The organism is Chitinophaga sp. HK235 (assembly GCF_018255755.1).
GTDB lineage: Bacteria > Bacteroidota > Bacteroidia > Chitinophagales > Chitinophagaceae > Chitinophaga.
This window is the reverse complement of the sequence record NZ_CP073766.1, coordinates 4,533,642-4,559,505: the sequence shown is the minus strand read 5'-3', so window position 1 is coordinate 4,559,505 and position 25,864 is coordinate 4,533,642. Positions and strand designations below refer to the sequence as shown.

The following is a 25,864-nucleotide window of genomic DNA, read 5'->3' as shown; positions in this document are numbered from 1 at the left end:
TAAATAGTAAATTGCGGGCGCACTATTTGTACAAAGCTTTGAGCACACCCGTCGCCATACTACAGCAATACTGGGGTTACAGCCAGTTCCGCGCATTACAGGAAGATATTATCAACAGTATCCTGGCAGGCCAGGATACCCTTGCTTTGTTACCCACAGGCGGCGGTAAATCCATCTGTTTTCAGGTACCTGCCATGATGAAACCTGGGCTCTGTCTCGTGATCACGCCGTTGATCGCATTGATGAAAGACCAGGTGGCCAATCTCAAACGGAAAGGCATCTCCGCTTATTCCATCTACTCCGGTATGTTGTATAAAGATGTGGAACGTGTGCTGGAAGCGGCTCGCAGAGGAGGATGCAAATTCCTGTATGTATCTCCGGAACGCTTGCAAAGCAAACTTTTTCAGACTTATTGTGATGGCCTGCCGGTAAACCTGATTGCGGTAGATGAAGCCCACTGTATCTCCCAGTGGGGATATGATTTCCGGCCTGCCTATCTGAAAATAGCGGATATCCGCAGTTTTTTCCCTGATACACCAGTACTGGCGCTCACCGCATCTGCCACCCCCAGGGTGCAGACAGATATCTGCGATAAACTGCTGATGAATGAGGCAAAGGTGTTTACCAAAAGTTTCACCCGTGCCAATCTATCTTACAGTGTGCTGGAAGAAGCCACCAAAATTGATAAAGTAAAACATATCCTGGACCGCGTGCCCGGATGCGGTATAGTATACTGCCGCAACCGCAAACGGACCAAGGAAATAGCCACGCTGCTGCAGTTGCAGGGAATACCGGCCAGTTACTATCATGCCGGCCTGCCACAGGCCGAACGTGCCGCGCGGCAGGAAGCCTGGATCAATAACGAAACCCGTATCATGGTGTGCACCAATGCTTTTGGCATGGGCATCGATAAGCCGGATGTGCGGGTGGTGGTGCATTACGATATCCCTGATGGCCTGGAAGCCTACTATCAGGAAGCCGGCCGTGCCGGCCGCGACGAACAGAAAGCCTACGCCGTACTGCTCTACAATGAGGGGGAACTGGCGGAAATGCAGGAACGTATTGCGTTGCAGTTCCCTACGCAGGAGCAGGTGCGCGAAGTATACCAGTGTATTGTCAACTATCTGCAGGTACCGGTAGGTAGTGCGGAAGGAGTGTATTTTGACTTTGATATCAACGAATTTGCCCGCACTTTCCAGTTGAACCTCACTATGGTGTACAGTGCTGTAAAGCTGCTGGAGCAGGAAGAAGTATTACAGCTGAGTGAAAGCGTGTTCCTGCCTTCCCGGGTAGAGTTTGTGACCAACAAGGAATCCCTGTATGCTTTTGAAAGCGCCTATCCTGTACTGGAAGAGATCATCAAGGTGTTGCTGCGTACCTATGAAGGTATTTTTGATCATTCGGTGCCTGTCTACGAGCGGCAGATAGGCAGGATCATGTATATGGAAGATGATGATATTGCAGCACAGCTGCAACAGCTTCACCAGTATGGCGTTATTCACTACCAGGCCCGTCGCGACGAGCCACAGCTTTGTTTCTTACAGGAAAGAGTGTCTGCGTCCCAGCTGCGGATCAATATGGCCCGGGTGGAGGTGAGGAAAAAAGCCTATACCGACAGACTTGCGGCCATGTTTGCGTATGCCCGTCACGGTGAGATCTGCCGCACACAGCAACTGGTAGCTTATTTCGGAGAAAAGGATGCCAAACCTTGTGGTGTCTGTGATGTATGTCTGAAGAAAAAATCGGTACCAATGGATGCTGCTATGTTTAAGCGTATATCCGATGACGTTATCACGATTTTAAAAAAGCAGCCGCTGTTATTTGCGGACCTTCATCATCAGCTGGCGGATGTGCGGAGGAATGACCTGATGGCCGTGTTGCAGTTTATGAATGAAGAAGGGTTGTTGCGTCGCGATGAAGAAGGAAAACTCTGTATTTAGTTATTTAGATATTTGGTTATTTATTGGTAATCCAATAAATAACCAAATATCTAAATAACTAAATCCCAAAATATCTAACCTAAATGAATCACTTTGCCTTCTTTACTGCTCTGGAAGGCTGTTTCAATAATCCTGATCACATTTTCTGCATCCCGGGGATTAACCGGATTAGGCGCATTGTTGGCCAAAGCTTCGTATATACCCTGGTAATATTCCATGTAATTGCCGTTGGTGCTGGGTAAAAACTGTTTTACCACTTTGCCGTCGATCTCTGTGTGTAAGAGGCCCCATTCATGTGGTGCTTCTGCGCCCCAGTCCGGGCTGTTGGGAAACAGTCCTCTTTGCAGCTGAGCTTCCTGTATATCAGATTTTGTTTTGATGAAAGACCCTTTACGGCCATGCAACTGATAGGAAGGGAGGGCTTCCCGTATGAGGTAACTGCATTTAAGGCGTACCCGCAGGTTATTGTAATAAAGCACCAGCTCAAAATAATCATCTACGACAGACTCCTTGCGGATGATGCGTATATCAGCCCATACAGCCTGTGGAAAGCCAAACAGTTGCAGGGCCTGGTCAATCAGGTGGGAGCCTAGGTCGTAGAGGCTGCCGGTGCCGGGCAGTGCTTCTTCCTTATGTTTTTTATAGCTCAGTTCTTCCTTAAAGCGGTCGTAGTGTATTTCTGCTTCCAGGACATCGCCCAGCAGGCCATCGTTGATGACTTTCCGTACGATTTTGAAATCGCTGTCATAGCGGCGGTTGTGATAGACGCTGAGCAATAATTTTTTTGAGGCGGCCAGTTCTATGAGCGCCTTAGCCTCTTCGGTATTGACAGTAAACGGTTTTTCCACTACTACGTTTTTACCTGCTTCCAGGGCGGCTTTTACGTAATCGAAGTGGGTATAGTTGGGTGTGTTGACTACAATCAGTTCCAGCTCTTTATCTGCCAGCATTTCATCAACAGTCGTATATACTTTAACGTTAGGATACCGTTGTTTTGCCAGGTTTTTGCTACGTTCCACCACTGCCGTGAATTCAAACCCGGGATTCACATGTATAAAAGGTGCATGGAAAACTTGTCCGGACATGCCAAAAGAACAGATGCCCGTTTTAATAACTTTACTCATAATTATTTCCTCAGGATTAGGCTAATTAGATTGATTCTCAGGATTAAAGTATAAAAAAACAATCAGTTTTTCTACATCTTCCTTATACCTTCTCAAAGATCATCTCTGCAAAGCTTATTCTTCGCTGTTCATCCACATCGAAAAATCACAGTTTAAAACCAGCTGCTTTTCTTGCTCCTGCCACCCAGTCCCAGCGCGCCCAGCAGGCTGCGGGTGATAACGTTGGCGGCTGTACGGCCGGCCTGTTTCATGGCGGAGCTTTCCATCACCTGTTCAAAGACGCTTTTTTCAGGTTTGCCTTTACCGGATTGGTTGCTGGCTGTGGTAGCAGCAGCGGCTGTTTTGTCTGCAGCCTCCTGTAGTTTGGCGTTGAGTATTTCGTAGGCGCTTTCGTTGTCGATGGTTTCGGCGTATTTTTTTACGAGCCTGGAATTATTAACGAGGGTGTCTGCTTCAGCGTCTGTGAGCACGTCCATGCGGGAGCGTGGAGTGACCAGCATGGTGGCTGCGAGTGGTGTGGGCACGCCTTTTTCGTTGAGGCAGGTGATGAGTGCTTCGCCGATACCGATCTGCGTGAGTAGTTCATCCGTTTTGTAGAAGTCGGAAAGCGGGTAATTCTCTGCGGTTTGTTTGATGGTTTTACGGTCGTTGGCGGTGAAGGCGCGCAGGGCGTGTTGTACTTTAAGGCCCAGCTGTCCGAGCACGGAGGCCGGGACGTCCATGGGATTTTGGGTACAGAAGAAGATGCCTACACCTTTGGAGCGTATCAGTTTGATGATGGTATCAATTTGTTTGAGTAAGGCGTCGCTGGCTTCGTTGAAGATGAGGTGTGCTTCATCGATGAACATAACCAGTTTTGGTTTGTCCAGATCTCCTTCTTCGGGCAGGGTGGCATATAACTCTGCCAGGAGGCTGAGCATGAAGGTGGAGAAGAGTTTGGGTCTGTCCTGTATATCACTGACTCTCAGGATAGATACCATACCACGGCCGTCGTCGCTGATACGCATCAGGTCGTCCACTTCAAAGGATTTTTCACCGAAGAAGAGGTCTGCGCCTTGTTGTTCCAGTTCTATCACTTTACGCAGGATGGTGCCGGTAGAAGTGGTAGATATTTTACCATAATCTTTTTCCAGGTCTGCTTTTCCTTCGTCGCTGGCGTATTGCAGCACTTTTTTAAAGTCTTTGAGGTCGAGCAGGGGGAGTTTATTATCGTCACAGTATTTGAATAGCATGGATACCAGGCCGGCCTGGGTATCGTTGAGTTCCAGGATTTTGGACAGCAGGATGGGGCCAAACTCGCTGGTGGTGGCGCGGAGGCGTACTCCTTTTTCCTGGCTGAGTGACAACAGTTCCGCCGGGTAGGCGGCGGGCGACCAGGTGCCACCTATTTTCTGATAACGTTCCTGTATTTTCGGGTTGTCGGTACCTGCGGCTGCGATGCCACTGAGGTCTCCTTTGATATCCATCAACAATACCGGGACGCTGGCGTCGCTGAGGCCTTCGGCAATGATCTGCAGGGTTTTGGTTTTCCCTGTGCCGGTAGCGCCGGCAATCAGACCATGTCTGTTCATCATTTTTAATGGCAGGTATACATCTGCGCCACTGATCACTTCACCATCCAGCATTGCGCATCCCAACTTGAAATGCTCGCCTTTAAATGTATAGCCGTTCTTGATCGATTCCAGAAATGCTTCTTTATTGGCCATGGTGTAATATGTTTTTTATGAAGATAACAAAAACCGGGTGCAATCCCTGCTGTTGGATAGCAATTGGCCCGCCCGAAAGGAATTCCGATAATATAAACAAAAAATCCCGCCCAGAGGGCGGGAACTAAATATCTAAATCTCAAAATTTCCAAATGATTACAGGTCTTCTTCTCTCTCCAGCATCAATATGGCACCCTGAGGCACAATAAAGTAGGTTTCATCTTCATAAACCACCTCAGTAGAACCGCTGAGCAGGAAGATGGCCAGATCGCCTTCTTTTGCCTGCAACGGAATGTATTTCACTTTGTCTTCTTCCGGTTTCCAGGCATCCTCTTCCTCAATGGGAACGGGGATGGCATAACCAGGTCCGGTTTTGATCACATATCCGCGCTGTACCTTTTCTTTGGACTGTACGCCCGGAGGCAGGTACAATCCGCTTTTGGTCCGATCATGTGGCGTAGTTGGCTTAATCAGCACACGGTCGCCGACAACGATCAGTTTTTTCAATTTGTTATCCGGTGTAATATGTATAGCCATGTTTTAATCGGATCAAAAATGATGCGGGGCTGATTTTAGTGACATACTGACAGTGCTTATAATGCACTGAGAGCGAAAGATTCACCTGCGCGGATACCTTTGTCGGTAGACTGCAACACACAGCATTCAATAGCCGGATCGTGCTCAAAGAAGAGTACATATTGTTTGTCCAGCGCTTCCTGCATGAATTGTTTCTTTTCGTTAAGGGTGGTCAGCGGAAACATATCATAAGCCATCACATAAGGGATGGGAATATGCGCTGCGGAAGGCAGGAGATCGGCCATGTACACAATGGTTTTGTCTTTGTAACGGATCTGTGGCAACATCATAGCGTCTGTATGCCCGTTGACAAAACGGATATTGATATTGTCGGTAAAGGCAACGCCTTCCTGATGTGATACAAATTTCAGTTGTCCGCTTTCCTGGATAGGCAGAATATTTTCTTTCAGGAAAGAAGCTTTTTCCCGGTCGTTGGGTACAGTGGCCCATTTCCAGTGGTCTTCATTACTCCAGAAGGTAGCGTTTTTGAAGGCCGGCACCAGTTTATCCCCTTCTCTCACAATACTGCCTCCGCAATGGTCGAAATGCAGGTGGGTTAAAAACACGTCGGTGATATCATCCCGGTGGAAGCCATGTGCAGCCAGGGATTTATCGAGTGTGGCATCACCATGCAGGTAGTAGTGGCTAAAGAATTTAGGGTCCTGTTTGTCGCCGATGCCGTTGTCTACCAGGATCAGCCGGTTGCCGTCTTCTATGAGCAGACAACGCATGGCCCAGGAGCAGAGATTGTTTTCATCTGCGGGATTGAGTTTGTTCCACATGGTTTTAGGCACTACGCCAAACATAGCGCCACCGTCCAGTTTAAAGAAACCTGTTTCAATGGTATATAACTTCATATCATTGGATATTTTGACAGGGATAACGATGTTATCCCTTGCTGAAAGATCAGATTACCGCCTCCTCTTTTCTCCGGGGCTGTGGTGTGGGTGTCTGTTGTTGTTTCAGTAAAGCAGAGATGATCCATACCAGGCCGATCACGAAAAATACCACCAATGCGAGCACAGAGTTGCGCATATCGTTGGTGATATCATCAATATAGGCAAAAGAAAACATACCGATCACGATAGACAGCTTTTCAGTCACGTCATAATAACTGAAGAAGCTGGCCGTATCTTTTGTTTCCGGCATCAGTTTGGCGTAAGTAGAACGGCTCAGTGACTGTATACCGCCCATTACCAGTCCTACTGCGGTGGCCAGGAGATAAAAATGCATGGCGGTTTGCATTTTGTAACCGGCGATACAGATGCCTATCCACAGTAATACAACGCCTATCAATACACGAAGGTTGCCGAAGATGCCGGAAAGGCGGGCCATGCCCCATGCGCCGGCAATAGCTACCACCTGGATGATCACCACGGTGCCAATCAGCTTGTCGGAAGGGAGGTGTAATACTTTACTGCCGAAAATAGTAGCGGCCATCATCACGGTCTGCACGCCCATGCTGTAGAAGAAAAAGCCACGGAGAAAACGTTTGAGCACAGGCATGGTTTTTACCTGGGCATACACTTTCCGTAATTCGGTAAATCCTTCCATGATGGCGCTGCCGGTGTGTTTGCTGATGGTGCCTTTGGTATCGGGCAGGGTGGCAAAGGTGATCTGGGCAAATCCCAGCCACCATACACCTACCAGCAGGAAGGTGATCTGTACCAGTTTATCGTCTCCCAGTCCGAAAGGTTTGATAAGGATCAGCGCAAACCCAATCAGCTGTAATATCACGCTGCCGATATAGCCCATGCTGAAGCCGCGGGCACTGATACGATCGCGGTCTTCGGGGGCTGCTATTTCAGGGAGATAGGAGTTGTAAAACACCAGACCGCCGCAATAGCCCATGGTAGCGAGCATAAAGGCCAGCACGCCCAGCCACAGGGAGTTTTTGTCAAAAAAGAAAAGGGCTGCGCAGGATATCGAGCCCATGATGGTAAAGAATTTCAGGAAGCTCTTTTTGTTACCCCGGGTGTCGGAGATAGACGACAGGATGGGGGAGGCGATCGCTACCAGCAGGAAAGCTGCCGCCATGGTATAGTTGTACAGCGCAGAGTTGACAAAGCGCTTACCCAGGAAGTTCACATGTTCATCTGTGACGGCCAGGAAGTAAATAGGGAAGAAAGTGGTGGTGATAACGAGGTTGTATACGGAGTTGGCCCAGTCATACATGGCCCAGCCATTGATTACCTTTTTGCCGGCAGTATTCATAAATAGTGATAACTGTTAGTTCGACAACGAAGATAACAAAATAGCGATATGAGATAGTTATTGTTTATAGTCGGTGATATGGATGTGTTGCCTGCACATAAAATACTCCTGCTCGTCGTTGGAGCTGACAATGATGAGGCGGTTGCCGCCATATTGATTGATCAGCTGCTGGTACAGGGCTACACCGGCGGCATCGAGGTTGGTGCAGGGTTCGTCGAGCAGTAGTACGGGCACATCGCTGAGGATGGCGAGGGCCAGTTTGATACGCTGTTTCATTCCGGAGGAGAAGTTGCGGAGCTGTTTCCCGGCGGCCTTTTCCAGTCCTACCAGTTGCATGGCCATGGCTGGTGTGATGCCGGGGAGGAATTGTTTGAACTGAAGATGGAATTCGATGATTTCCGTGAGGGTGAATTCTTCGATGAGTTCAAGGTAAGGGGCAGCAATAGCACAGTACCGGAAAAACGCATCGTGAGCGATGGGCTTTTCCGGTGTGCTGTATTGTATGGTGCCTTCGTTGTGTTGAATGGCGCCGCTGATAACCTGTAATAAAGTGGATTTTCCTGAACCATTGGGTCCCAGAATCGCGTAGCGTTCACCTGCCTGGAAAGAGAGGGTCACACCACGAAATATCCAGTCGTAGTTAAACCGTTTTCCGGTCTGTTCAAGAGATATCATCATTGGAGTGGGAAGTATAACCTCTCATAATACCACGGCCGGATTCACGGATGAAGGAGAGTATTTCGTCTCTTTCGTCGGTAGCAGGGAATTCTGCTTCAATGATGCTGATGGCCTTGGATAATTTATAGCCCTTCACAAAGATCACACGGTAAATATCCAGGATTTGATTGATTTTTTCCAGGGAGAAACCTCTTCTTTTGAGACCTACGGAGTTGATACCTACATAGGAGAGTGGTTCACGTGCTGCTTTTACATAAGGAGGTACGTCTTTTCTAACGAGGGAGCCGCCGGTAACGAAGGCGTGGTCGCCTACTTTACAGAACTGCTGGATGGCCACCATACCTGCCAGTACAACGTGGTCGCCTACGGTAATATGGCCGGCCAGGGTGGTGTTATTGGAAAAGATGCAGTGATTGCCCACTTCGCAGTCGTGTGCGATGTGGCCATAGGCCATGATCAGGCAGTTGTTGCCGATCTTGGTCTTCCATTTATCGCGTGTACCGCGGTTGATGGTCACAAATTCACGGATAGTGGTATTGTCACCGATTTCCACAGTGGTTTCTTCACCCGCATATTTTAAATCCTGAGGGATAGCAGAAATAACGGCTCCCGGGAATATACGGCAATTTTTACCGATGCGGGCTCCTTCCATGATGGTAACGTTGGAGCCTATCCAGGTGCCGTCACCGATTTCTACGTTTTTGTGGATGACGGTAAACGGATCTATTTTGACATTAGGCGCCACTTTAGCGTCCGGATGTATGTATGTAAGCGGGTGGATCATTGCTTTTATTTGCCTTCTCTTGTTTTTATAATTTGTGCTATCATGTCGGCTTCCGTAGCAACTTTATTGCCGATGAAAACCGTCCCCCGCATCTCGACAAGACCTCTTCTGATTGGGCTTAACAGCTCCATTTTGAGGATCATGGTATCTCCCGGGACAACTTTCTGTTTGAATTTGCAGTTGTCAATTTTCAGGAAGTAGGTGTCATAATTTTCCGGGTCTGGTACGCGGTTGAGCGCCAGGATACCACCCACCTGTGCCAGTGCTTCGAGCTGTAAAACGCCGGGCATAACCGGGTTGCTCGGGAAGTGGCCCTGGAAGAAGTGTTCGTTGAAGGTTACGTTTTTGATACCTACTACGCGTTCTTCGTCCAGTTCGATGATTTTATCTACCAGCAGCATGGGATAGCGGTGCGGCAGTGTTCTTTCGATACGGGGTGTATCGAAGATTGGTGGCTGGTTCGGATCGTATACTGGTACGTCTTTATTGTGTTTGTTCTTTTTGATATATGCCTTGATCTTGCGGGCAAACTCCACGTTGGAAGCGTGTCCGGGACGGTTGGCAATGATATGCGCCTTGATAGGATAACCTATCAGGGCCAGATCGCCTACTACGTCGAGCAGTTTGTGGCGTGCTGGTTCATTCGGGAAACGCAGCTCGATGTTGTTGAGGATACCTTCCCGCTGTACTGAGATCGTATCGCGGTTAAAGGCTTTGGCGAGGCGGGACATATCGTCTTCAGTTACCGCGCGGTCTACCACCACGATGGCGTTGTTGATATCACCACCTTTGATCAGGTTGTTATTCAGCAGGTATTCCAGTTCGTGCAGGAAGCAGAAGGTGCGGGAGGAGGCAATTTCAGATTTGAACTGTTCAATGCCTTTCATCTTCGCGTGCTGGGTGCCCAGTACCGGAGAATTAAAGTCGATCAGGCAGGTAATGCGGTAGTCCAGTGCCGGAAGGGCAACCATCTCTACTTTTTTCTGCTCGTCGTAATAAGTGATGTTGGTATCTATAGTATAATAGATCTTTTTGGCGTCCTGGTCCAGTATCCCTACTCTTTCGATTTCTTCGATAAAAGGAAGGGAGCTGCCGTCCATGATAGGAATTTCCGGACCGTCCAGTTCGATCAGTATGTTGTCTACACCGGTGCCTACCAGGGCGGCCAGCAGGTGCTCTACCGTGCTTACACGGGCGCCATTATGTTCCAGCGTGGTACCGCGGGCTGTGTCTACCACGTAGTCCACGTCTGCTTTCACAACGGGCTGGTTAGGCAGGTCTACACGTTGGAATTTGATACCGAAGCCTGGCGATGCCGGCTTCAGTGTCATGTTTACACTGGCTCCTGTATGCAAACCTACGCCCGAAATGCTGATCTCGCCTTTCAGGGTATGCTGGTTCTGCAACTGTTGATTTTCAATCATATTAACTAATGTATAACTATTTGATCTTCAGATTATTTTAAACCCCTGCTTTTTCCTGTAACAGTTGTTTTACCATCTCCTCTAATTCTTTCACGCGTTTTTCAAGGTCCGGCAAATTTCTAAAAATTGCCTGACTTTTCAGCGAACTTTTATAATCATACGCAGGAGAGCCGGTCAGAGATGAGTTGGGCACACTGATAGATTTGGAAAGTCCGCTCTGGGCGTTGATTTTGGTGCCATCGGCAATGTGGATATGACCTACCATGCCCACCTGGCCGCCGATTACGCAGTTCTGGCCTATTTTGGTGCTGCCGGAAACGCCGGTCTGTGCAGCGATCACGGTATTGGTACCGATATCCACATTGTGCGCTACCTGGATCAGGTTGTCCAGTTTCACGCCCTGACGGATAATGGTAGAGCCCATTGTGGCTCTGTCGATGGTGGTGTTGGCACCGATTTCCACGTCGTCATGGATGATGACGTTACCGATCTGAGGCACTTTTTTATAGGAACCATCGGGCTGAGGCGCAAAACCAAAGCCGTCGCCGCCGATTACGCAACCAGCGTGCAGGATCACACGGCTGCCTACAATACAGTTGTCGTATACTTTTACGCCGGGGTACAGTACCGCGTCATTGTTCACCACCACATTTTCGCCCAGGTAAACGCCCGGATATATTTTTACGTTGTTGCCCAGCACTACATTTTCACCCAGGTAGGCAAAAGCGCCGACAAACACGTTTTCTCCCATTTTTACAGACGAAGGGATATAGGAAGGCTGTTGTATGCCGGATTTGTTGCCGGTCAGGTACCGGTATTTTTCCAGCAACAGCGCAAAGCTGCTATAGGCATCCTTTACCCGGATCAGGGTGGAGTGTACCGGCTTCTCGGTTACCAGGCTTTCATTCACAATCAGAATGGATGCTTTGGTAGTATATATAAACTCTTCGTACTTAGGGTTGGCAATAAAACTGAGCATCCCTTCACCTGCTTCTTCGATTTTGGCGATGTTGCTCACCTTCGCGTCCGGATTTCCCTCCAGCTTACCATCTAACATGGTCGCTAACTGTAATGCGCTAAATTGCATAAATAATATTTGTAATGTTTTCCAGGCCTACTCCGGATTTATTAATTTATTTTTTAACATTTTAATACCCTAAAACGTTGTTAGCCTAGATTTTTGGATGACAAATGTAGAATTTTTTTACCGGTATAGCCAGTGTGTGACTAATCAATGCATTATCTATCGAGGAAATGTCTTTTACAGTTCCGTCTTTAAACAGGATATTGATCTTCTCATCGTTTACATTATATGCCCTTAAAGTGGCCACGTCGGTAAAAACAAAATAGTCCAGGTCGCCGTCTGCTATCTGCCATTTTTGTGCCACCTCTTGCCGCAGCAGGTCCACTGCACTGTTGTCGAATGGTTCATTACTCAGTACGACTTTAAACAATTCCCTGTTAATGAGCCATTTACATAAGAGTGACAGGACTTTGTCCGGGTGTTCTGACCAGACTTTGATTGCGCCCATGATATCATAATCGTCCAGTGCGCAGAATAATTTCAAACAATCCGGCTCTCTTTCAAAATTGTCTTTGGTAACGGTATTATACAGGAAATAGGCCAGCGCCGGCGAACAAAACAGCTGTTGGCCGTCCTGGGCCAGTGCCTTTGCGCGGACGAGTATTTTGACCAGCATGTTTTCCGCACTGAGTACCGTTTTGTGCAGGTATACCTGCCAGTACATCAGGCGGCGGGCCACAATAAATTTTTCAATGGAATAGATACCTTTCTCCTCCACCATCAGTTCTCCCTGGTGAACGGTCAGCATCTTGATGATACGGTCATAACCGATGGTGCCTTCAGCCACCCCGGTAAAGAAACTGTCACGGTTGAGATAATCCATCCGGTCTACATCCAACTGGCTGGAAACCAGCTGATGCAGGAACTTTTTATGATAACGGCCATTAAAAATATCGAGGGTGAGTGACAGGGCACCGTCCATTTGGTTGTTCAGGTCTTCCATCAGCCACTGGGAAATGGCTTCGTGAGACACCCCTTCAATAATACCATTCTCCAAAGCATGGGAATAGGGACCATGACCTACATCGTGCAGCAGGATGGCGAGTTTGGCAGCAACTTCTTCTTCTGTAGTGATTTCCACGCCTTTGCTCTTCAGTTCCTGAAGGGCCATGGTCATGAGGTGGTAGGCGCCCAGGCTATGATGAAAACGCGTATGCATTGCCCCCGGATATACCAGGTGTGCCAGGGCCATCTGGTGGATCCTGCGTAAACGCTGATAACAGGGATGTGAAAGGAGTTTAAAAATCAACGGGTGATCTATGGTAATAAAGCCATACACCGGATCATTAACAATTTTTCGCTTGCGTTCGGTCATTGCATCAGATTATTCAATTTCAAATGCCTATGCGCACCTGAAATTCATAGTGATATTACACAAAACTACACTATGAATTAATTATATGTATTTTTTTTACTTATAATGACGCTTTTGCCAGGGGAAAACCCCTATTACAGTAAAAACAATTGGTAGGTTACAGGTAGAAAATTGTTATACGCGAAGGTAATTAACTTTGGGGAGCGACCCGCTTTTTAGACCGGGATTTTATAACAGGGGCCCATTTTTAACATATAATTACCGCCTTATATATTGCAGGGAATGATTTTTGACAGAAAATAGCGGTAATTTTCTGTTTTCCGCAACCTTAAACCGAACTATGAGCCAGATAAATATACTTTGGGTAGATGATGAAATCGAATCTTTAAAATCACAGATCATCTTTCTGGAAAGCAAGGGGTACAAGGTGTCTGCTCTCACCAACGGATATGATGCACTTGAATTCCTGAAAGAACAGGTGGTAGACGTGGTACTCCTCGATGAATCCATGCCCGGCATCACCGGCCTGGAAACACTGGGCAAAATCAAGGAGATAGACCAGCAGATCCCTGTAGTGATGATCACTAAAAATGAGGCAGAAAACGTGATGGACGATGCCATCGGCTCCCAGATCACCGATTATCTCATCAAACCTGTCAATCCCAATCAGGTATTATTATCGCTCAAAAAAATCATCGACAACAAAAGGCTGGTGGCCGAAAAAACCACCACCGCCTACCAGCAGGAATTCCGGTCCCTGTTTATGGCCCTCAGCTCCAACCCCGATCACAACGAGTGGATGGAGATCTACAAAAAGCTTGTTTACTGGGAAATGGAAATGACCAAGGCCAACAGCCCTGAAATGCTGGAAGTGTTTAATACCCAGAAAGCTGAGGCCAATACGGAATTCGCCAAATTCATCAGCCGTAATTACTCCAACTGGCTGCATCCTAAAACCACCGATGCACCAGTGATGTCACATACGCTCTTCAGTAAAAAGATTGTGCCCTTCCTGGACCCTGAAGTGCCCAATGTGTTTCTGCTGATCGATAACCTGCGCCTTGACCAGTTTAAAGCGATACTGCCCATTTTCCAGGAATCTTTCCGGGTGGTCGAAGAAGATACTTTTTACAGCATACTCCCTACCAGCACACAATACAGCCGCAACGCCATTTTTGCCGGCATGCTGCCGATAGATATCGAACACAAGTTCCCGGAAGAATGGAAAAATGATGACGAAGAAGGAGGAAAGAACCTCTATGAAGAGAAGTTTTTCGCAGGCCAGCTGCAGCGCCTGAGAATGGACCCGCGGTTTTCCTACACCAAGGTCACCAACCATACCGACGCACAGCATATGCTGAACAACATCCATAATCTGATGGATTATCCGTTGAGCATTATCGTATACAACTTTGTGGACATGCTCAGTCATGCCCGCACCGAGATGGAAGTGCTGAAAGAACTGGCCAGTGATGAAGCATCTTATCGTTCCCTGACAGCCAGCTGGTTTGAACACAGTCCGCTGCATCAGGCCCTCAAACGGATCAGCGACAAAAAGATCAATCTGATCATCGCCACCGATCATGGCAGCGTAAGGGTAAAAACACCGGTAAAAGTGATCGGTGACAAACAAACCACCACCAACCTTCGCTATAAACACGGCCGTAACCTCAACTACGACGCCAAGGAAGTACTGGCCTTCCGCGATCCGCGCGATGCCGGCCTGCCCAAGCCCAACGTCAATTCGTCGTATATCTTCGCCAAGGGAGATGGTTATCTGTGTTATCCCAACAACTACAACTACTTCGTGAACTACTACCGCAATACCTTCCAGCATGGCGGTATTTCGCTGGAAGAAATGATTGTGCCCGTGGTAAGAATGGTATCGAAGTGATTCTTTTAGTTACATTTGTAGTATGAACATTAAGATCACACCTGGTAACCTGACCAAGCTGGAGAAGATTTTCGACGATGCCAAGTACATACTGCGTTTTGAGAAAGGTTCTTTTACTTCCGGTTATTGTATCCTTGAAGCCAAAAGGGTTGTAGTGATCAACAAGTTTCTGAACCTGGAAGGCCGTATTAACACGCTGCTGGATATCTTATCCACGCTTCCGCTGGATGAGGAGCTGCTGACTGCAGAATCGCACAAGCTCTATAAACAGATCCTGAACAGCAAACCCGTGCCGGATGCCGATGAAGCAGCCACCGTCGGGGAAGAGGCACCAGAAAACTAACCATCGGATGAAAGTCACATTTCTTGGAACAGGCACATCGCAGGGAGTACCGGTTATAGCTTGTGGTTGTGAAGTATGTACATCTTCCAATCCCAAAGACAAGCGTTTAAGGAGCAGCATTTTTATCTCCTCAGGAGCAGGCAATATAGTGGTGGACACCACCCCCGATTTCCGCTATCAGATGCTGCGGGCACAGGTAAAACACCTGGAAGCAGTATTGATCACCCATTCACATAAAGATCATATCGCCGGGATGGACGACATCCGGGCATTCAATTTTTTCCAGCAGGGCGCCATCGATATCTATGCAACTGAATTCTCGCAGAATGTTATCATGCGGGAGTTTGCCTATGCGTTTGCTGATTTTAAATATCCCGGTATTCCGGAGATCACGCTGAAATCCATTGATGACGAGCCTTTTGCGGTGAATGGCCTGACTATCACGCCGATACAGGTGATGCACTATAAGATGCCGGTGATGGGATTCCGTATCCATGACTTCACTTATATCACCGACGCCAACTTTATCGCACCGGAAGAGAAGGAAAAAATCCGCGGCTCCAAAGTGCTGGTACTGAATGCGCTGAGGAAGGAAAAACATATCTCTCACTTTACGCTGGAAGAAGCCATTGCACTGGGAAAAGAGCTGGATGTGCCACAGGTGTATTTTACCCATATCAGTCACCAGCTGGGATTGCATGATGAGGTGATGAAAGAGTTGCCTGATGGCATGGCGCTGGCCTATGACGGGCTTACCCTGGAAATATAAGGGCATTTACTTCCTGTTAACAGTTTTCATTTTCCTGTTTTTTATCTTGGGGCTGAATGTTACCCCATGCGTAAGCCCTTTCTGAAAGCTTTATTTCATTTCTCCCGGAAGGAACGTGCCGGCATTTTGTTGTTGCTGCTGCTGATACTCTTTACCAGCCGGCTGCCGCATTGGTGGGCGCATTTTCATCGTACAGCCGTTGCCGATACTATTGGTTTTTATAGCGCCCTGCGGGCGCTGGAGGCCCTGCAGGCAGACAGTGCGGAAGTAGCAGCCCCGTATGGCCATACATCACAGCCCACGCTTTTTTATTTTGATCCCAATACCTTGTCTGCAGCCGGATGGCAGCAACTGGGTGTCAGTGCCTGTACTGCGGCCACCATTGCCCGTTATCTGGAGAAAGGAGGGCGGTTCCGGCAGGCAATGGATCTGCAACGGATATACGGACTGCCGCCTGTGTTGTGCCGGCAACTGCAACCCTATGTCCGCATTGTTCCGGAGGAGAGGCCCGTGAAAGCACCGGACAGCACACTGCATTTTGAGCGCAGGTATAATGGTTATACTTACAGAAAAGATAGCAGTGCTTACCATCCCAAGCCATCACCCCGCATCATTGATATTAATACCGCTGATACCACCACCTGGCAGTCGTTGCCGGGTATAGGACCGGGGTTTGCCAGGCGTATCGTGGCTTTCCGGGATAAGCTGGGTGGGTTTTATGATATCGTACAGGTCGGTGAATGTTATGGGCTACCGGATAGTACCTTTAAAAAAATTCAACCTTTTTTGCAGAACGGTAATAGTTCTCTAAAAAAATTAGACCTCAACCTCACAGATGAAAAATCTTTGGCTGCACATCCATATATACGTTATAAACTGGCCCGTTTGATAGTACAGTATCGCAGTGCCCACGGGGGGTTCCGGCATGTTGAAGAGCTCCGGCAACTGCCGTTGGTGGATGAGATTATTTATCGTAAAATTGAACATTACATTGTAATCACTTTTTAAACCCGCACGTTATGAATTTTGAGCCTACGGATATGCAGCAACAGATTGCCCAGATGATCCGGGATTTCGGAAAAACACATATTGCACCACACGTGTTGGAGTGGGATGAAAAACAGGAGTTTCCTGTAGACCTTTTCAAACAACTGGGTGGGCTGGGATTAATGGGGGTGCTGGTGCCACAGGAGTATGGAGGCAGTGGTATGGGGTACCTGGAATATGTAACAGTAGTCAGCGAGATAGCCCGTTTCTGTGGCGCTATCGGACTGAGTGTGGCAGCACATAACTCTTTATGTACCGGCCATATCCTGCAATTCGGCAACGAAGAGCAGAAAAAGCGCTATCTGCCAAAGCTGGCTTCTGCCGAATGGATTGGAGCGTGGGGCCTCACAGAGCCCAATACCGGTTCTGATGCTATGAACATGAAATGTGTAGCCAAAAAGGACGGCGACCACTGGGTACTGAACGGTACCAAATGCTGGATCACACATGGCAGAAGTTGTGATGTGGCCGTAGTGATTGCCCGTACCGGCAATGTGAGAGATAGTCATGGTATGACTGCCTTTGTGGTAGAGAAAGGTACACCGGGTTTCAGTGGTGGTAAAAAAGAGAATAAGCTGGGCATGCGGGCATCCGAAACAGCCGAAATGATATTTGATAATTGTCGCATACCGGCAGCCAATATGCTGGGGGCTGAAGGAGACGGTTTTATACAGTCCATGAAAGTGCTGGACGGAGGCCGTATTTCGATTGCCGCGCTTTCGCTGGGTATTGCCATGGGTGCGCGGGATGCTGCCGTAAAATACGCCCAGGAACGCCACCAATTTGATAAGCCTATCGCTGCCTTCCAGGGAATATCCTTTAAACTGGCAGACATGGCTACGGATATCGAGGCCGCCACTCTGCTGACCCTCCAGGCCGCTGATATGAAGAACAGGCATGTAAAAATGACCAAAGAAGCCGCTATGGCTAAATATTACGCCTCGGAAGTAGCGGTGAGGGTAGCCAACGATGCAGTGCAGATTTTCGGCGGATATGGCTATACCAAAGACTTCCCGGTAGAAAAATATTATCGAGATGCAAAATTATGCACTATCGGAGAGGGTACTTCAGAGATACAGAAGATCGTGATCGCGAGAGAGGTACTAAGATAATTATATGGATTTTTGTTATTGATTTTGATGGAATTGAGATAGGTGATTTTTTTTAATTTAAAAAAAGAAAAACTGCAAACCTTTCATCTTTTTTTACAAAAAAATGAAATATTACCCCTTTAGTGTTATTTAGATATTGCAAAAGGAACGTTAAATTTGGGTTAATTCATCACTCTTTACCGTTTATCAACCTTAACACAAAATCAAAGAAAGATTTGAAACACTTTTACGCAATGGAAAGCACCCTTTAAACGGGTGCTTTCTTATACCGGAATTCACCCGTATCAGTACAAATCATTAGGACCTGTAATCTCCACGTTATGCTTTTCAGACGTAAAAAGCACTCCCTCAAAAATGAGTCATATTACTGGTATCTGTCAAATTTCCCCTGTTTAGCTTACTGCAGATTTTTAAAGCATTTAACATTATGCTCCACAAAATTTTAGAATGGGCCGGCATTGTATTGCTGGGCCTGGTCTATGAGGGCTCAGTATACCGATGAGGAGTTACAGGCCTTGTTTCTCTATCTGAAAAACCAGTAGGGGAGTTAATAAAAAAGCGAAACCCCCATTGACATTGAGTCAATGGGGGCTTCGCTTTTATCTTCACAAATGATAACTGCTGCTGGAGCATCATTATCATCACATCAATCAGGGTTGTTTTTTGTCTTTGAAGAAGTCTGTGATTTTGTCTTTAGCATCTTCTGCCCATCCTTCTGCTTTATCTTTCCAGTCTTCAGCTTTGTCTTTCACATTATCCATGAAATCGTTGGCTTGATCCATCAGGCTGTCTTTCTTTTCTCCGGGTTTATCGGACATATTGGCGAACCAGGTGTCTACGGTGCCGGCGATAAAGGGAGGGAGCTTGCCTTTCACATATTCTTTGATCACTTCGATGGACTGGGCTGCCTGTTCAGGAGTAAGGCCGGCTTTGGCCTGTAATTGCTGAATGAGTTCCTGCATGATAGTGGGTTTTAAGAGGTGACAAATTCAATTACGAATTACGGATTATCCATCAGGAGAGGTTGTTCCGGCATGGATAATCCGTAATTAATTACGCAACTTTAAGCTTGGATAACGTTGACCGTTCCAATTTGTTTTGCGCGTATTCTTTGGTCAGTGCAAAGGAAGTTTCGTTGGCGGATGGCAGTTCGTACATGGCATCGCTCAACACTACTTCGCAGATGGACCGCAGGCCACGGGCGCCCAACTTATATTCCATTGCTTTGTCTACAATATATTCGATCGCTTCGCCTTCAACCTGAAGGTCGATATTTTCGATTGCGAACAGTTTTTTGTATTGTTTGATCAGGGCGTTCTTAGGCTCTGTCAGGATAGCCTTGAGGGTATCTCTGTCGAGGGAGTTGAGGTAAGTCACCACTGGCAGACGTCCCAGTAATTCGGGGATAAGGCCGAATGATTTCAGGTCCTGGGAGTTGACATAGCGGAGGATCTGTTTCCTGCTCTCTTCTTCTTTTTCCTTGTTAACGGTGAAGCCGATAGAGTGGGTCTGGATTCTTCTGCTGATGATACGGTCGATACCATCGAAGGCACCGCCGCAGATGAACAGGATATTGCTGGTGTTCAGCTTGATCAGTTTCTGTTCGGGGTGTTTGCGGCCACCCTGTGGAGGTACTAATACTTCAGCACCTTCGAGGAGTTTGAGCAGACCTTGTTGCACGCCTTCGCCGCTTACATCACGGGTGATGGAAGGGTTATCGTTTTTGCGGGCGATTTTATCGATTTCATCGATGTATACGATACCGCGTTCGGCGGCTTCTACGTCATAGTTACATACCTGCAGGAGGCGGCTGAGGATACTTTCCACGTCTTCACCTACGTAGCCGGCTTCTGTGAATACGGTAGCGTCTACGATGGTGAACGGAACGTTCAGCTGTTTGGCGATGGACTTGGCCAGCAGAGTTTTACCGGTACCGGTTTCACCTACCATGATGATGTTGGATTTTTCGATTTCCACTTCATCATCTCCTATTTGCTGGTTTAATCTTTTATAGTGGTTGTATACTGCTACAGCCAGGATTTTTTTGGCATCGTCCTGCCCGATAACGTATTCGTCCAGGAACTTTTTCATGTCCATGGGCTTTGCTACTTTGGGCATTACGTTGGTTGCGGTGGAGGCAGCTTTTTTGCCGGGAGTGAACAACTCCGCGTCAATGATTTCCTGTGCATTGGCCACGCAGTTTTCACAGATATGTCCTTCCGCTCCCGCAATCAGTATTTGCACATCATCCTTGGAGCGGCTGCAGAAGGAACAACGAATTTTCGATTCTTTCATTTCAGCGTTAATTATTTTTCGACGAATCTACAATGCCTGCAATCTTATTACAGGGTTACAAATTTACACTAAAAATCCGGGTAGGTAGTAAAATAAAACAGCCCCGCCACAGGCGGGACTGTTAAAGTTATCTTAACCAGCCAGGTGGTCCCTGATCAGTCCGGATTTAGTAGATTTTGCAGGATAGATTAAGATTATCAAGACTTAACATTTTACGTTTATGCTATATCTGTGTGTCTTTAATTCCCGCTACCTGGATTACTGTGGAGTGTCCAGTTGTTTTTTCGGATTTTTCTGAAGTACGTCATCGATGATACCGTATTCTTTGGCTTCATCAGCGGTCATCCAGTAGTCGCGATCAGAGTCTTTTTCCACTTTTTTCACGGGTTGACCGCAGTGGCCGGCAATGATCTCGTTGAGTTCTTTTTTCAGTTTCACGAACTCACGGGCAGTGATTTCGATGTCAGAAGTCTGACCTTCAGCGCCGCCGTGAGGCTGGTGAATCATGACGCGGGCGTGTTTCAGGGCCGTACGTTTTCCTTTGGTACCTGCTACCAGCAGTACAGCGCCGAAAGAGGCGGCCATACCGGTGCAGATAGTAGCTACGTCAGGAGAAATGATCTGCATGGTGTCATAAATACCCAGGCCAGCGTAAACGCTACCACCGGGACTATTGATGTACATCTGAATATCACGGTTGCGGTCGGAAGATTCCAGGAATAGCAACTGCGCGGTAATAACGTTGGCCACGTAGTCGTTAACGGGATCTCCCAGGAAAATAATACGATCAGCCATCAACCTGGAGAAAACGTCCATCTGGGTCATATTCATCTGGCGCTCTTCGAGGATATATGGAGTCAGGCTATTGATCTGGTGGCTTTTGGCATAGCTATCTACAACCAGGCTGCTGATTCCGCGATGTTTGATGGCATATTTTCTGAATTCATCGTTATTAATGTTCATGATGGTGATGTTTATGAGGTAAATTAACAAATTCTTCTGCTTTGATTTCCTCTTCTTTCACGTTCACCTTGGCTTCAGCCCAGTCAAACAACTTGGCAGTGATCATTTCACGGTAAGTCTGGTCAACAAATTTTTCGTCCTGCAGCAGGCGGTCCAGGTAGCTGTCCAGCCATTCAGCACCATCAGCAGCAGCGCCACCGTAGTAGCCCAGTACTTTTTGTTTGGCGTTTTCTTTCAGGTCTTCGAAAGAAACTTCCAGTTTATTATCACGAACCAGTTTATCGCTAATCAGTGTCCAACGGAGTTGGTGGTCGAAACTTGGGAATTCTTTTTCGGCTTCTTCGGCAGTTTTTGGTTTTTCACCACCTACCTGCAGCCAGCGTTTCAGGAAATCCTTTGGTAATTCGATCGGCGTTTCATGTACCAGCACTTCGAACAGGTCGTTGTGCATGTGGTTGCGGCTTTCTGAATCCCAGTATTTCGCGATTTCTTCTTTCAGTTTAGCGCGGAAAGCTTCTTCTGTAGTGATGTTGTCCGCAGGGTAAACTTCTTTGAAGAACTCTTCGTTTAATTCTCTTTTTTCGATCAGGGTGATCTTGGTGATAGTCAGGTTGAAGTGCTTTTTAGCAGCTTCTTTGTCACCAGCTTCAATACCCAGATCTTTCGAAACCCAGGCCAGACGTTGTTCGTCGAAGGATTTGCCCAGTTCGATCACGATGCTTTCGTTAACTTTTTTGCCTTTCAGCTCAGCCTGTACAGCATCAGTGAAGTATTTAACCAGCAGGCTGGTTTCTTTTTTGATACCGCCTTCAGCTACATTGCCTTTGGCATCAGCTTCTTCGAAAGTAACGTTGATGATGTCGTCTTCAGTGCTAACGGCTTCACCTTCAGAAGGCTTACCACCTTTCAGCTGTAAACGCTGCACTTCGTCATTCACCATTTCGTCGGTAACAGCCACCTTGTATTTAGTGAGGGTGGTTTTATTGTTTTCGAGCGGAGTAACTTCAAAAGCTGGTTTCAGACCCACTTCAAATTCAAAAGTATATTCAGCAGGTTGGTTGAAATCGAGATCTTTTGCAGTTTTTTCCAGAGAGAGCGGCTGACCAAAAATGTCCAGTTTCTCGGTCTGTACATAACCCATCAGCTCTTTTTCCACAGTTTTCAGCACTTCGTCGCCAAAGATGGCTGCACCGTGCATTTTCTTAATCATACCGGCAGGCACCATACCTTTACGGAAGCCTGGGATATTTGCATTCTTGCTGAATTGTTTTACTGCTTTGTCAAAATTAGGAAGGTAATCTTCCTGGCTCACTTTCACAGTGATCTTATCGTTCAATAAACCAATGTTTTCTCTGGTAACGGTTGCCATAATTGAATTGTATAAAAATGTTCTTTAAGAAGCAATAATGATTCCTTGTTTGTATTTCTGCCATGAAGTCACAAACGGCAAGCAGGAATGGCAGGAAATAAAATTAAAATAAAAGACAATTAATTAGGTGAGAGCGCGTCAGGTATGACTGCAGTGACAATGAAAGTGAAGGAAAGCATAGCATTATCACATTGCCATATTGACACATTGCCACTTAAAAAATATGTCCGGGTGGAGGGACTCGAACCCCCATGCCTCGCGGCACCAGATCCTAAGTCTGGCATGTCTACCAATTTCACCACACCCGGAACTAATAAATATAAGAACTTTTGCTATTCGCATTCCCCGTCAGGGCCGCGCGAAAATAAGAAAAAAGCATCGCTTTTTACTCAAAAAGGATTGCAAAGGTATTATTTTCCCCGAATTAAAAAAAAATAACCACTGATTTAACCGCCGATTAGTTTGATTTTGCTGATTACAAGATAATTACAGCAACCGCTGGTCAGTTGGATGACTACTGATTAATATGATAATCAGGGCGATTAAAAAGCTACAGCATATTTAAGATGATTCAGCGGTTTATTATTTTTAATATTCCATTTTTATATCACTTTTTTAATCTTACAACCACGTTTCAATATGAAAAAAGTAACGGGCCTTGGAGGCGTATTTTTTAAATGCGATAATCCGCAAGGCATGAACGAATGGTACGCCAAAAACCTTGGATTGGCTACCACTGAATATGGAGCAACGTTTGAGTGGCGGCAGGCCGATAATCCATCGAAAAAAGGATCTACAGCCTGGTGCACGTTTCCGCAGGATACCGGATATTTTAATCCGTCAGCTAAGCCATTTATGATTAATTACCGGGTGGAAAATATTGCTGTACTGGTAGAGGAATTAAAAAAGAACAACGTGACTATTATTGATGAGATCGCGGAATATGAATATGGTAAATTCGTCCATGTGCTCGATCCGGAAGGGAACATTATTGAGCTTTGGGAGCCAAAAGATGATTTGGATCAGGATAACGTGGCGGGGTAAACCATAACTACCTATCGAATATAGCGCTACGCTATATTCGATAGGTAGTTATTATACTATCTGCAATCCATCCTGGAAATCAGCGGTTATGGCTACTCCCAGCCACTTACTGCCAATGGTGGCGTACAAACTCCTGAAATCGGTACGTACGGACAGCTCCCCGCCATTAAGTGTGCAGGGCTGGATACCCCATTGGCGCAGCCGGCTACCGAAGATATATACCTGGTTGCCATGCCCATGATCGGTGCCCTGGCGGATATTCTGTGATACACTACGGCCGAATTCAGACCAGGTTACTACCAGGGTGTTATCCAGCTGGCCATTGCGCCGGAGGGCATGCAGGAAAGTGCTGACACCCTGTGCATAGGTGGCCAGCAGCAGGTCTTGCTGTACCCGCTGAAACTGGTGGGTATCAAAACCATCCAGGGCGAGGTGGTACACTTGTGTAGGATCTCCTTTGCCGATCTGGCTGGCGATATGTTCCAGCGTGGGGCCGAAATCAGCAGTGCCATAATCGGTTACCGGGACCGTAGCAGGAAGCCAGCGGTTGGCTTCCTGGCCTTGTAAACAGCCGGTACGCCATATCTGGCTGGAATGATAGTGAGAAGTGTCGGTATCAGGATAACCTACCTGTTGCAATACCAACAGCTGCTGCTTTTCATAAAATGGCAGCAGCTCCCGCAAAGCAGGGTTAAAGCCCCATTCGGCGGTGACAGGTAATACTTCCTCCGCCGGGATGGCCAGCAGAGGCCGTTGCTGGTAATACATTTCCTGCCGGTAGGGAATAACCGTATTCAGTCCATCATTGCCCCCCATCAGCTGTATAAATACTACCCGGCGGGTAGCTGGCTGAGAGGTCTTTGCCATGGCCGCATGTACAAAACCAGGCAGCAGCATCATACCTGAGGCCATACCCGATTGTTTTAAAAAGTCTCTGCGCTTCATGCCGTTGTTTTTTGCGCCTTATAGCCGTTGAGACCATAAAACAGAATATAGAGATAACATACTACCGGAATGAGGAAAGCCACCTGCCAGCTGGCATGGTCCTTCAGAAAACCTTGTGCAAAGGAGATGATAGCCCCTCCGCAGATGGCGGTAGACAGCAGGCCGGAGGCTGTAGTGGTGTGTTTGCCTACACCTTCCACGGAAAGGGAAAAGATCGTGGCAAACATGATCGCATTACACAATCCAACAGCAATCATGCTCCATACCGCCACATAGCCTGTAGTACTTACTGACAGCAATACCAGCAATACAGCACCCACTGCACATACGGCCAGCACTCTCGGCGGCGGTAAAACACGCAGGAGGCCGGCGCCCAGCAAACGCCCTACCAGCATGCCTCCCCAGTAAAAAGCTACATAGTTGTTGGCTACATTTTCCGGGATGCCCAGCAGGTCCACGATGTAGTTGGTAAGGAATGTGCCGATGGATACTTCTGCTCCCACATACACGAAAATGCCGATGATGCCGAAGCGCAGGTTACGATATGAAAAAATGCCCCTGCTCTCTCCGGAGCCCTGGTCATTACCGGCTGTGCTGATAACGGGAAGGGCTAAACGGGAAACGGCGAAAGCAATCAGTAGCAACAATGTTGCGATACCCAGGTAAGGATAACGTACGGCCTCACTGGAGGCATGAGATTCCTCCAGCCTGGCGAGGATAAAATGAGCACCGAAAAGAGGAGCTACAGTGGTGCCCAAAGAGCCTACGCCCTGTATCAGGGTAAGTCGGGCTGAAGCGGTATGGGCCGGTCCCAGTGCCGTGATATATGGATTGGCAGCCACCTGTAACAATACAATCCCAATAGCGATCACAAACAAGGCAGCCAGAAACAGCATATATTGATGATACACCGAAGCCGGGTAAAACAGTAATCCTCCCACGGCCGCAATGGCGAAGCCCAGCACCATTCCTTTCTTGTAGCCGGTACGGCTCACGATCCTTCCGGCTGGAACAGACATGATGCCATAGGTAAGAAAAAAATAGAACTGTACCAGCGAGGACTGTGAATAACTCAGGGTGAAGCCTTTCTTGAAAAAGGGTACCAGTGTGTCGTTGAGGCAGGTGATGAAGCCCATCATAAAGTAAAGTACTGCCAGCGAAATAAGGGCTGGCATATACGACTGTTTGCTGCCGGAGACCGTGGTCTGTACCTGGTTTGTAGTGGATATTACCGCCAT

At 47.4% G+C, this 25,864-nt stretch carries 23 protein-coding genes and 1 tRNA gene; 7 read left to right on the top strand and 17 right to left on the bottom strand.

What is annotated here, in order from left to right:
- The first annotated feature begins 26 nt into the window (after window positions 1-26).
- A complete protein-coding gene (locus tag KD145_RS16670; RefSeq protein WP_249219400.1) occupies window positions 27-1,940 on the top strand; it encodes an ATP-dependent DNA helicase RecQ in 1,914 nt (637 codons plus the stop codon).
- Between the two features lie 74 nt (window positions 1,941-2,014).
- Here KD145_RS16670 and KD145_RS16665 read toward each other — a convergent pair whose 3' ends face one another.
- The 10 genes from KD145_RS16665 to KD145_RS16620 all read right to left on the bottom strand — a co-directional run bounded on the left by KD145_RS16665 (window position 2,015) and on the right by KD145_RS16620 (window position 12,845).
- Entirely contained in the window at window positions 2,015-3,064 is a 1,050-nt protein-coding gene (locus KD145_RS16665; protein ID WP_212000019.1) for a Gfo/Idh/MocA family oxidoreductase, read from the bottom strand.
- A 152-nt stretch (window positions 3,065-3,216) separates the two neighbouring features.
- Window positions 3,217-4,770, bottom strand: a complete 1,554-nt coding sequence (locus KD145_RS16660; RefSeq protein ID WP_212000011.1) for a helicase HerA-like domain-containing protein — start codon at window positions 4,768-4,770, stop codon at window positions 3,217-3,219.
- Between the two features lie 156 nt (window positions 4,771-4,926).
- Window positions 4,927-5,307: a co-chaperone GroES family protein gene (locus KD145_RS16655; RefSeq protein WP_249219398.1), complete on the bottom strand. Its 381-nt coding sequence runs from the start codon at window positions 5,305-5,307 to the stop codon at window positions 4,927-4,929.
- A gap of 56 nt (window positions 5,308-5,363) precedes the next feature.
- A complete protein-coding gene (locus KD145_RS16650; protein WP_212000010.1) occupies window positions 5,364-6,203 on the bottom strand; it encodes an MBL fold metallo-hydrolase in 840 nt (279 codons plus the stop codon).
- 49 nt (window positions 6,204-6,252) lie between these two features.
- Window positions 6,253-7,560, bottom strand: a complete 1,308-nt coding sequence (locus tag KD145_RS16645; RefSeq protein WP_212000009.1) for an MFS transporter — start codon at window positions 7,558-7,560, stop codon at window positions 6,253-6,255.
- A 57-nt stretch (window positions 7,561-7,617) separates the two neighbouring features.
- The gene (locus tag KD145_RS16640; protein ID WP_212000008.1) at window positions 7,618-8,238 is read right to left on the bottom strand and encodes an ABC transporter ATP-binding protein; all 621 of its coding nucleotides are present in this window, start codon (window positions 8,236-8,238) and stop codon (window positions 7,618-7,620) included.
- The gene (gene lpxA, locus KD145_RS16635; RefSeq protein WP_212000007.1) at window positions 8,222-9,022 is read right to left on the bottom strand and encodes an acyl-ACP--UDP-N-acetylglucosamine O-acyltransferase; all 801 of its coding nucleotides are present in this window, start codon (window positions 9,020-9,022) and stop codon (window positions 8,222-8,224) included. Before lpxA ends, KD145_RS16640 begins: the two co-directional genes overlap by 17 nt.
- 5 nt (window positions 9,023-9,027) lie before the next feature.
- Complete coding sequence (locus KD145_RS16630) at window positions 9,028-10,446, bottom strand: bifunctional UDP-3-O-[3-hydroxymyristoyl] N-acetylglucosamine deacetylase/3-hydroxyacyl-ACP dehydratase (RefSeq protein ID WP_212000006.1); 1,419 nt, start codon at window positions 10,444-10,446, stop codon at window positions 9,028-9,030.
- A 37-nt stretch (window positions 10,447-10,483) separates the two neighbouring features.
- Complete coding sequence (gene lpxD / locus KD145_RS16625; RefSeq protein WP_212000005.1) at window positions 10,484-11,533, bottom strand: UDP-3-O-(3-hydroxymyristoyl)glucosamine N-acyltransferase; 1,050 nt, start codon at window positions 11,531-11,533, stop codon at window positions 10,484-10,486.
- 85 nt (window positions 11,534-11,618) lie between these two features.
- Window positions 11,619-12,845, bottom strand: coding sequence for an HD domain-containing protein (locus tag KD145_RS16620; protein ID WP_212000004.1), 1,227 nt, complete (start codon window positions 12,843-12,845; stop codon window positions 11,619-11,621).
- Between the two features lie 340 nt (window positions 12,846-13,185).
- Between KD145_RS16620 and KD145_RS16615 the strand changes: the two genes are divergently transcribed.
- The 5 genes from KD145_RS16615 (at window position 13,186) to KD145_RS16595 (ending at window position 18,010) form a co-directional block, all read left to right on the top strand.
- Complete coding sequence (locus tag KD145_RS16615; RefSeq protein ID WP_212000003.1) at window positions 13,186-14,739, top strand: response regulator; 1,554 nt, start codon at window positions 13,186-13,188, stop codon at window positions 14,737-14,739.
- 22 nt (window positions 14,740-14,761) lie between these two features.
- Window positions 14,762-15,082, top strand: coding sequence for a hypothetical protein (locus tag KD145_RS16610; protein ID WP_212000002.1), 321 nt, complete (start codon window positions 14,762-14,764; stop codon window positions 15,080-15,082).
- 7 nt (window positions 15,083-15,089) lie between these two features.
- Entirely contained in the window at window positions 15,090-15,851 is a 762-nt protein-coding gene (locus KD145_RS16605; protein WP_212000000.1) for an MBL fold metallo-hydrolase, read from the top strand.
- A gap of 66 nt (window positions 15,852-15,917) precedes the next feature.
- Window positions 15,918-16,859 carry a helix-hairpin-helix domain-containing protein gene (locus KD145_RS16600; protein ID WP_211999998.1) on the top strand — a complete coding sequence of 314 codons (942 nt, stop codon included), beginning with the start codon at window positions 15,918-15,920 and terminating at the stop codon, window positions 16,857-16,859.
- 11 nt (window positions 16,860-16,870) lie between these two features.
- The gene (locus KD145_RS16595; RefSeq protein WP_211999996.1) at window positions 16,871-18,010 is read left to right on the top strand and encodes an acyl-CoA dehydrogenase family protein; all 1,140 of its coding nucleotides are present in this window, start codon (window positions 16,871-16,873) and stop codon (window positions 18,008-18,010) included.
- A 650-nt stretch (window positions 18,011-18,660) separates the two neighbouring features.
- Here KD145_RS16595 and KD145_RS16590 read toward each other — a convergent pair.
- The 5 genes from KD145_RS16590 to KD145_RS16570 form a co-directional block, all read right to left on the bottom strand.
- Window positions 18,661-18,972, bottom strand: coding sequence for a YtxH domain-containing protein (locus KD145_RS16590; RefSeq protein WP_211999995.1), 312 nt, complete (start codon window positions 18,970-18,972; stop codon window positions 18,661-18,663).
- A 91-nt stretch (window positions 18,973-19,063) separates the two neighbouring features.
- A complete protein-coding gene (clpX, locus tag KD145_RS16585; RefSeq protein WP_211999993.1) occupies window positions 19,064-20,305 on the bottom strand; it encodes an ATP-dependent Clp protease ATP-binding subunit ClpX in 1,242 nt (413 codons plus the stop codon).
- 258 nt (window positions 20,306-20,563) lie between these two features.
- Window positions 20,564-21,268 carry an ATP-dependent Clp endopeptidase proteolytic subunit ClpP gene (clpP, locus tag KD145_RS16580; RefSeq protein WP_113616636.1) on the bottom strand — a complete coding sequence of 235 codons (705 nt, stop codon included), beginning with the start codon at window positions 21,266-21,268 and terminating at the stop codon, window positions 20,564-20,566.
- Window positions 21,258-22,637: a trigger factor gene (tig, locus tag KD145_RS16575; protein ID WP_211999990.1), complete on the bottom strand. Its 1,380-nt coding sequence runs from the start codon at window positions 22,635-22,637 to the stop codon at window positions 21,258-21,260. Before tig ends, clpP begins: the two co-directional genes overlap by 11 nt.
- Before the next feature lie 226 nt (window positions 22,638-22,863).
- Window positions 22,864-22,945, bottom strand: a tRNA-Leu gene (locus tag KD145_RS16570).
- 331 nt (window positions 22,946-23,276) lie between these two features.
- Here KD145_RS16570 and KD145_RS32305 point away from each other — a divergent pair.
- The gene (locus KD145_RS32305) at window positions 23,277-23,681 is read left to right on the top strand and encodes a VOC family protein (RefSeq protein WP_249219397.1); all 405 of its coding nucleotides are present in this window, start codon (window positions 23,277-23,279) and stop codon (window positions 23,679-23,681) included.
- A 51-nt stretch (window positions 23,682-23,732) separates the two neighbouring features.
- Here the strand turns inward: KD145_RS32305 and KD145_RS16560 are convergent, their stop codons facing one another.
- Both KD145_RS16560 and KD145_RS16555 read right to left on the bottom strand, forming a co-directional pair.
- Complete coding sequence (locus KD145_RS16560) at window positions 23,733-24,626, bottom strand: DUF1501 domain-containing protein (RefSeq protein WP_211999987.1); 894 nt, start codon at window positions 24,624-24,626, stop codon at window positions 23,733-23,735.
- Window positions 24,623-25,864: a sugar MFS transporter gene (locus KD145_RS16555; protein ID WP_211999986.1), complete on the bottom strand. Its 1,242-nt coding sequence runs from the start codon at window positions 25,862-25,864 to the stop codon at window positions 24,623-24,625. Before KD145_RS16555 ends, KD145_RS16560 begins: the two co-directional genes overlap by 4 nt.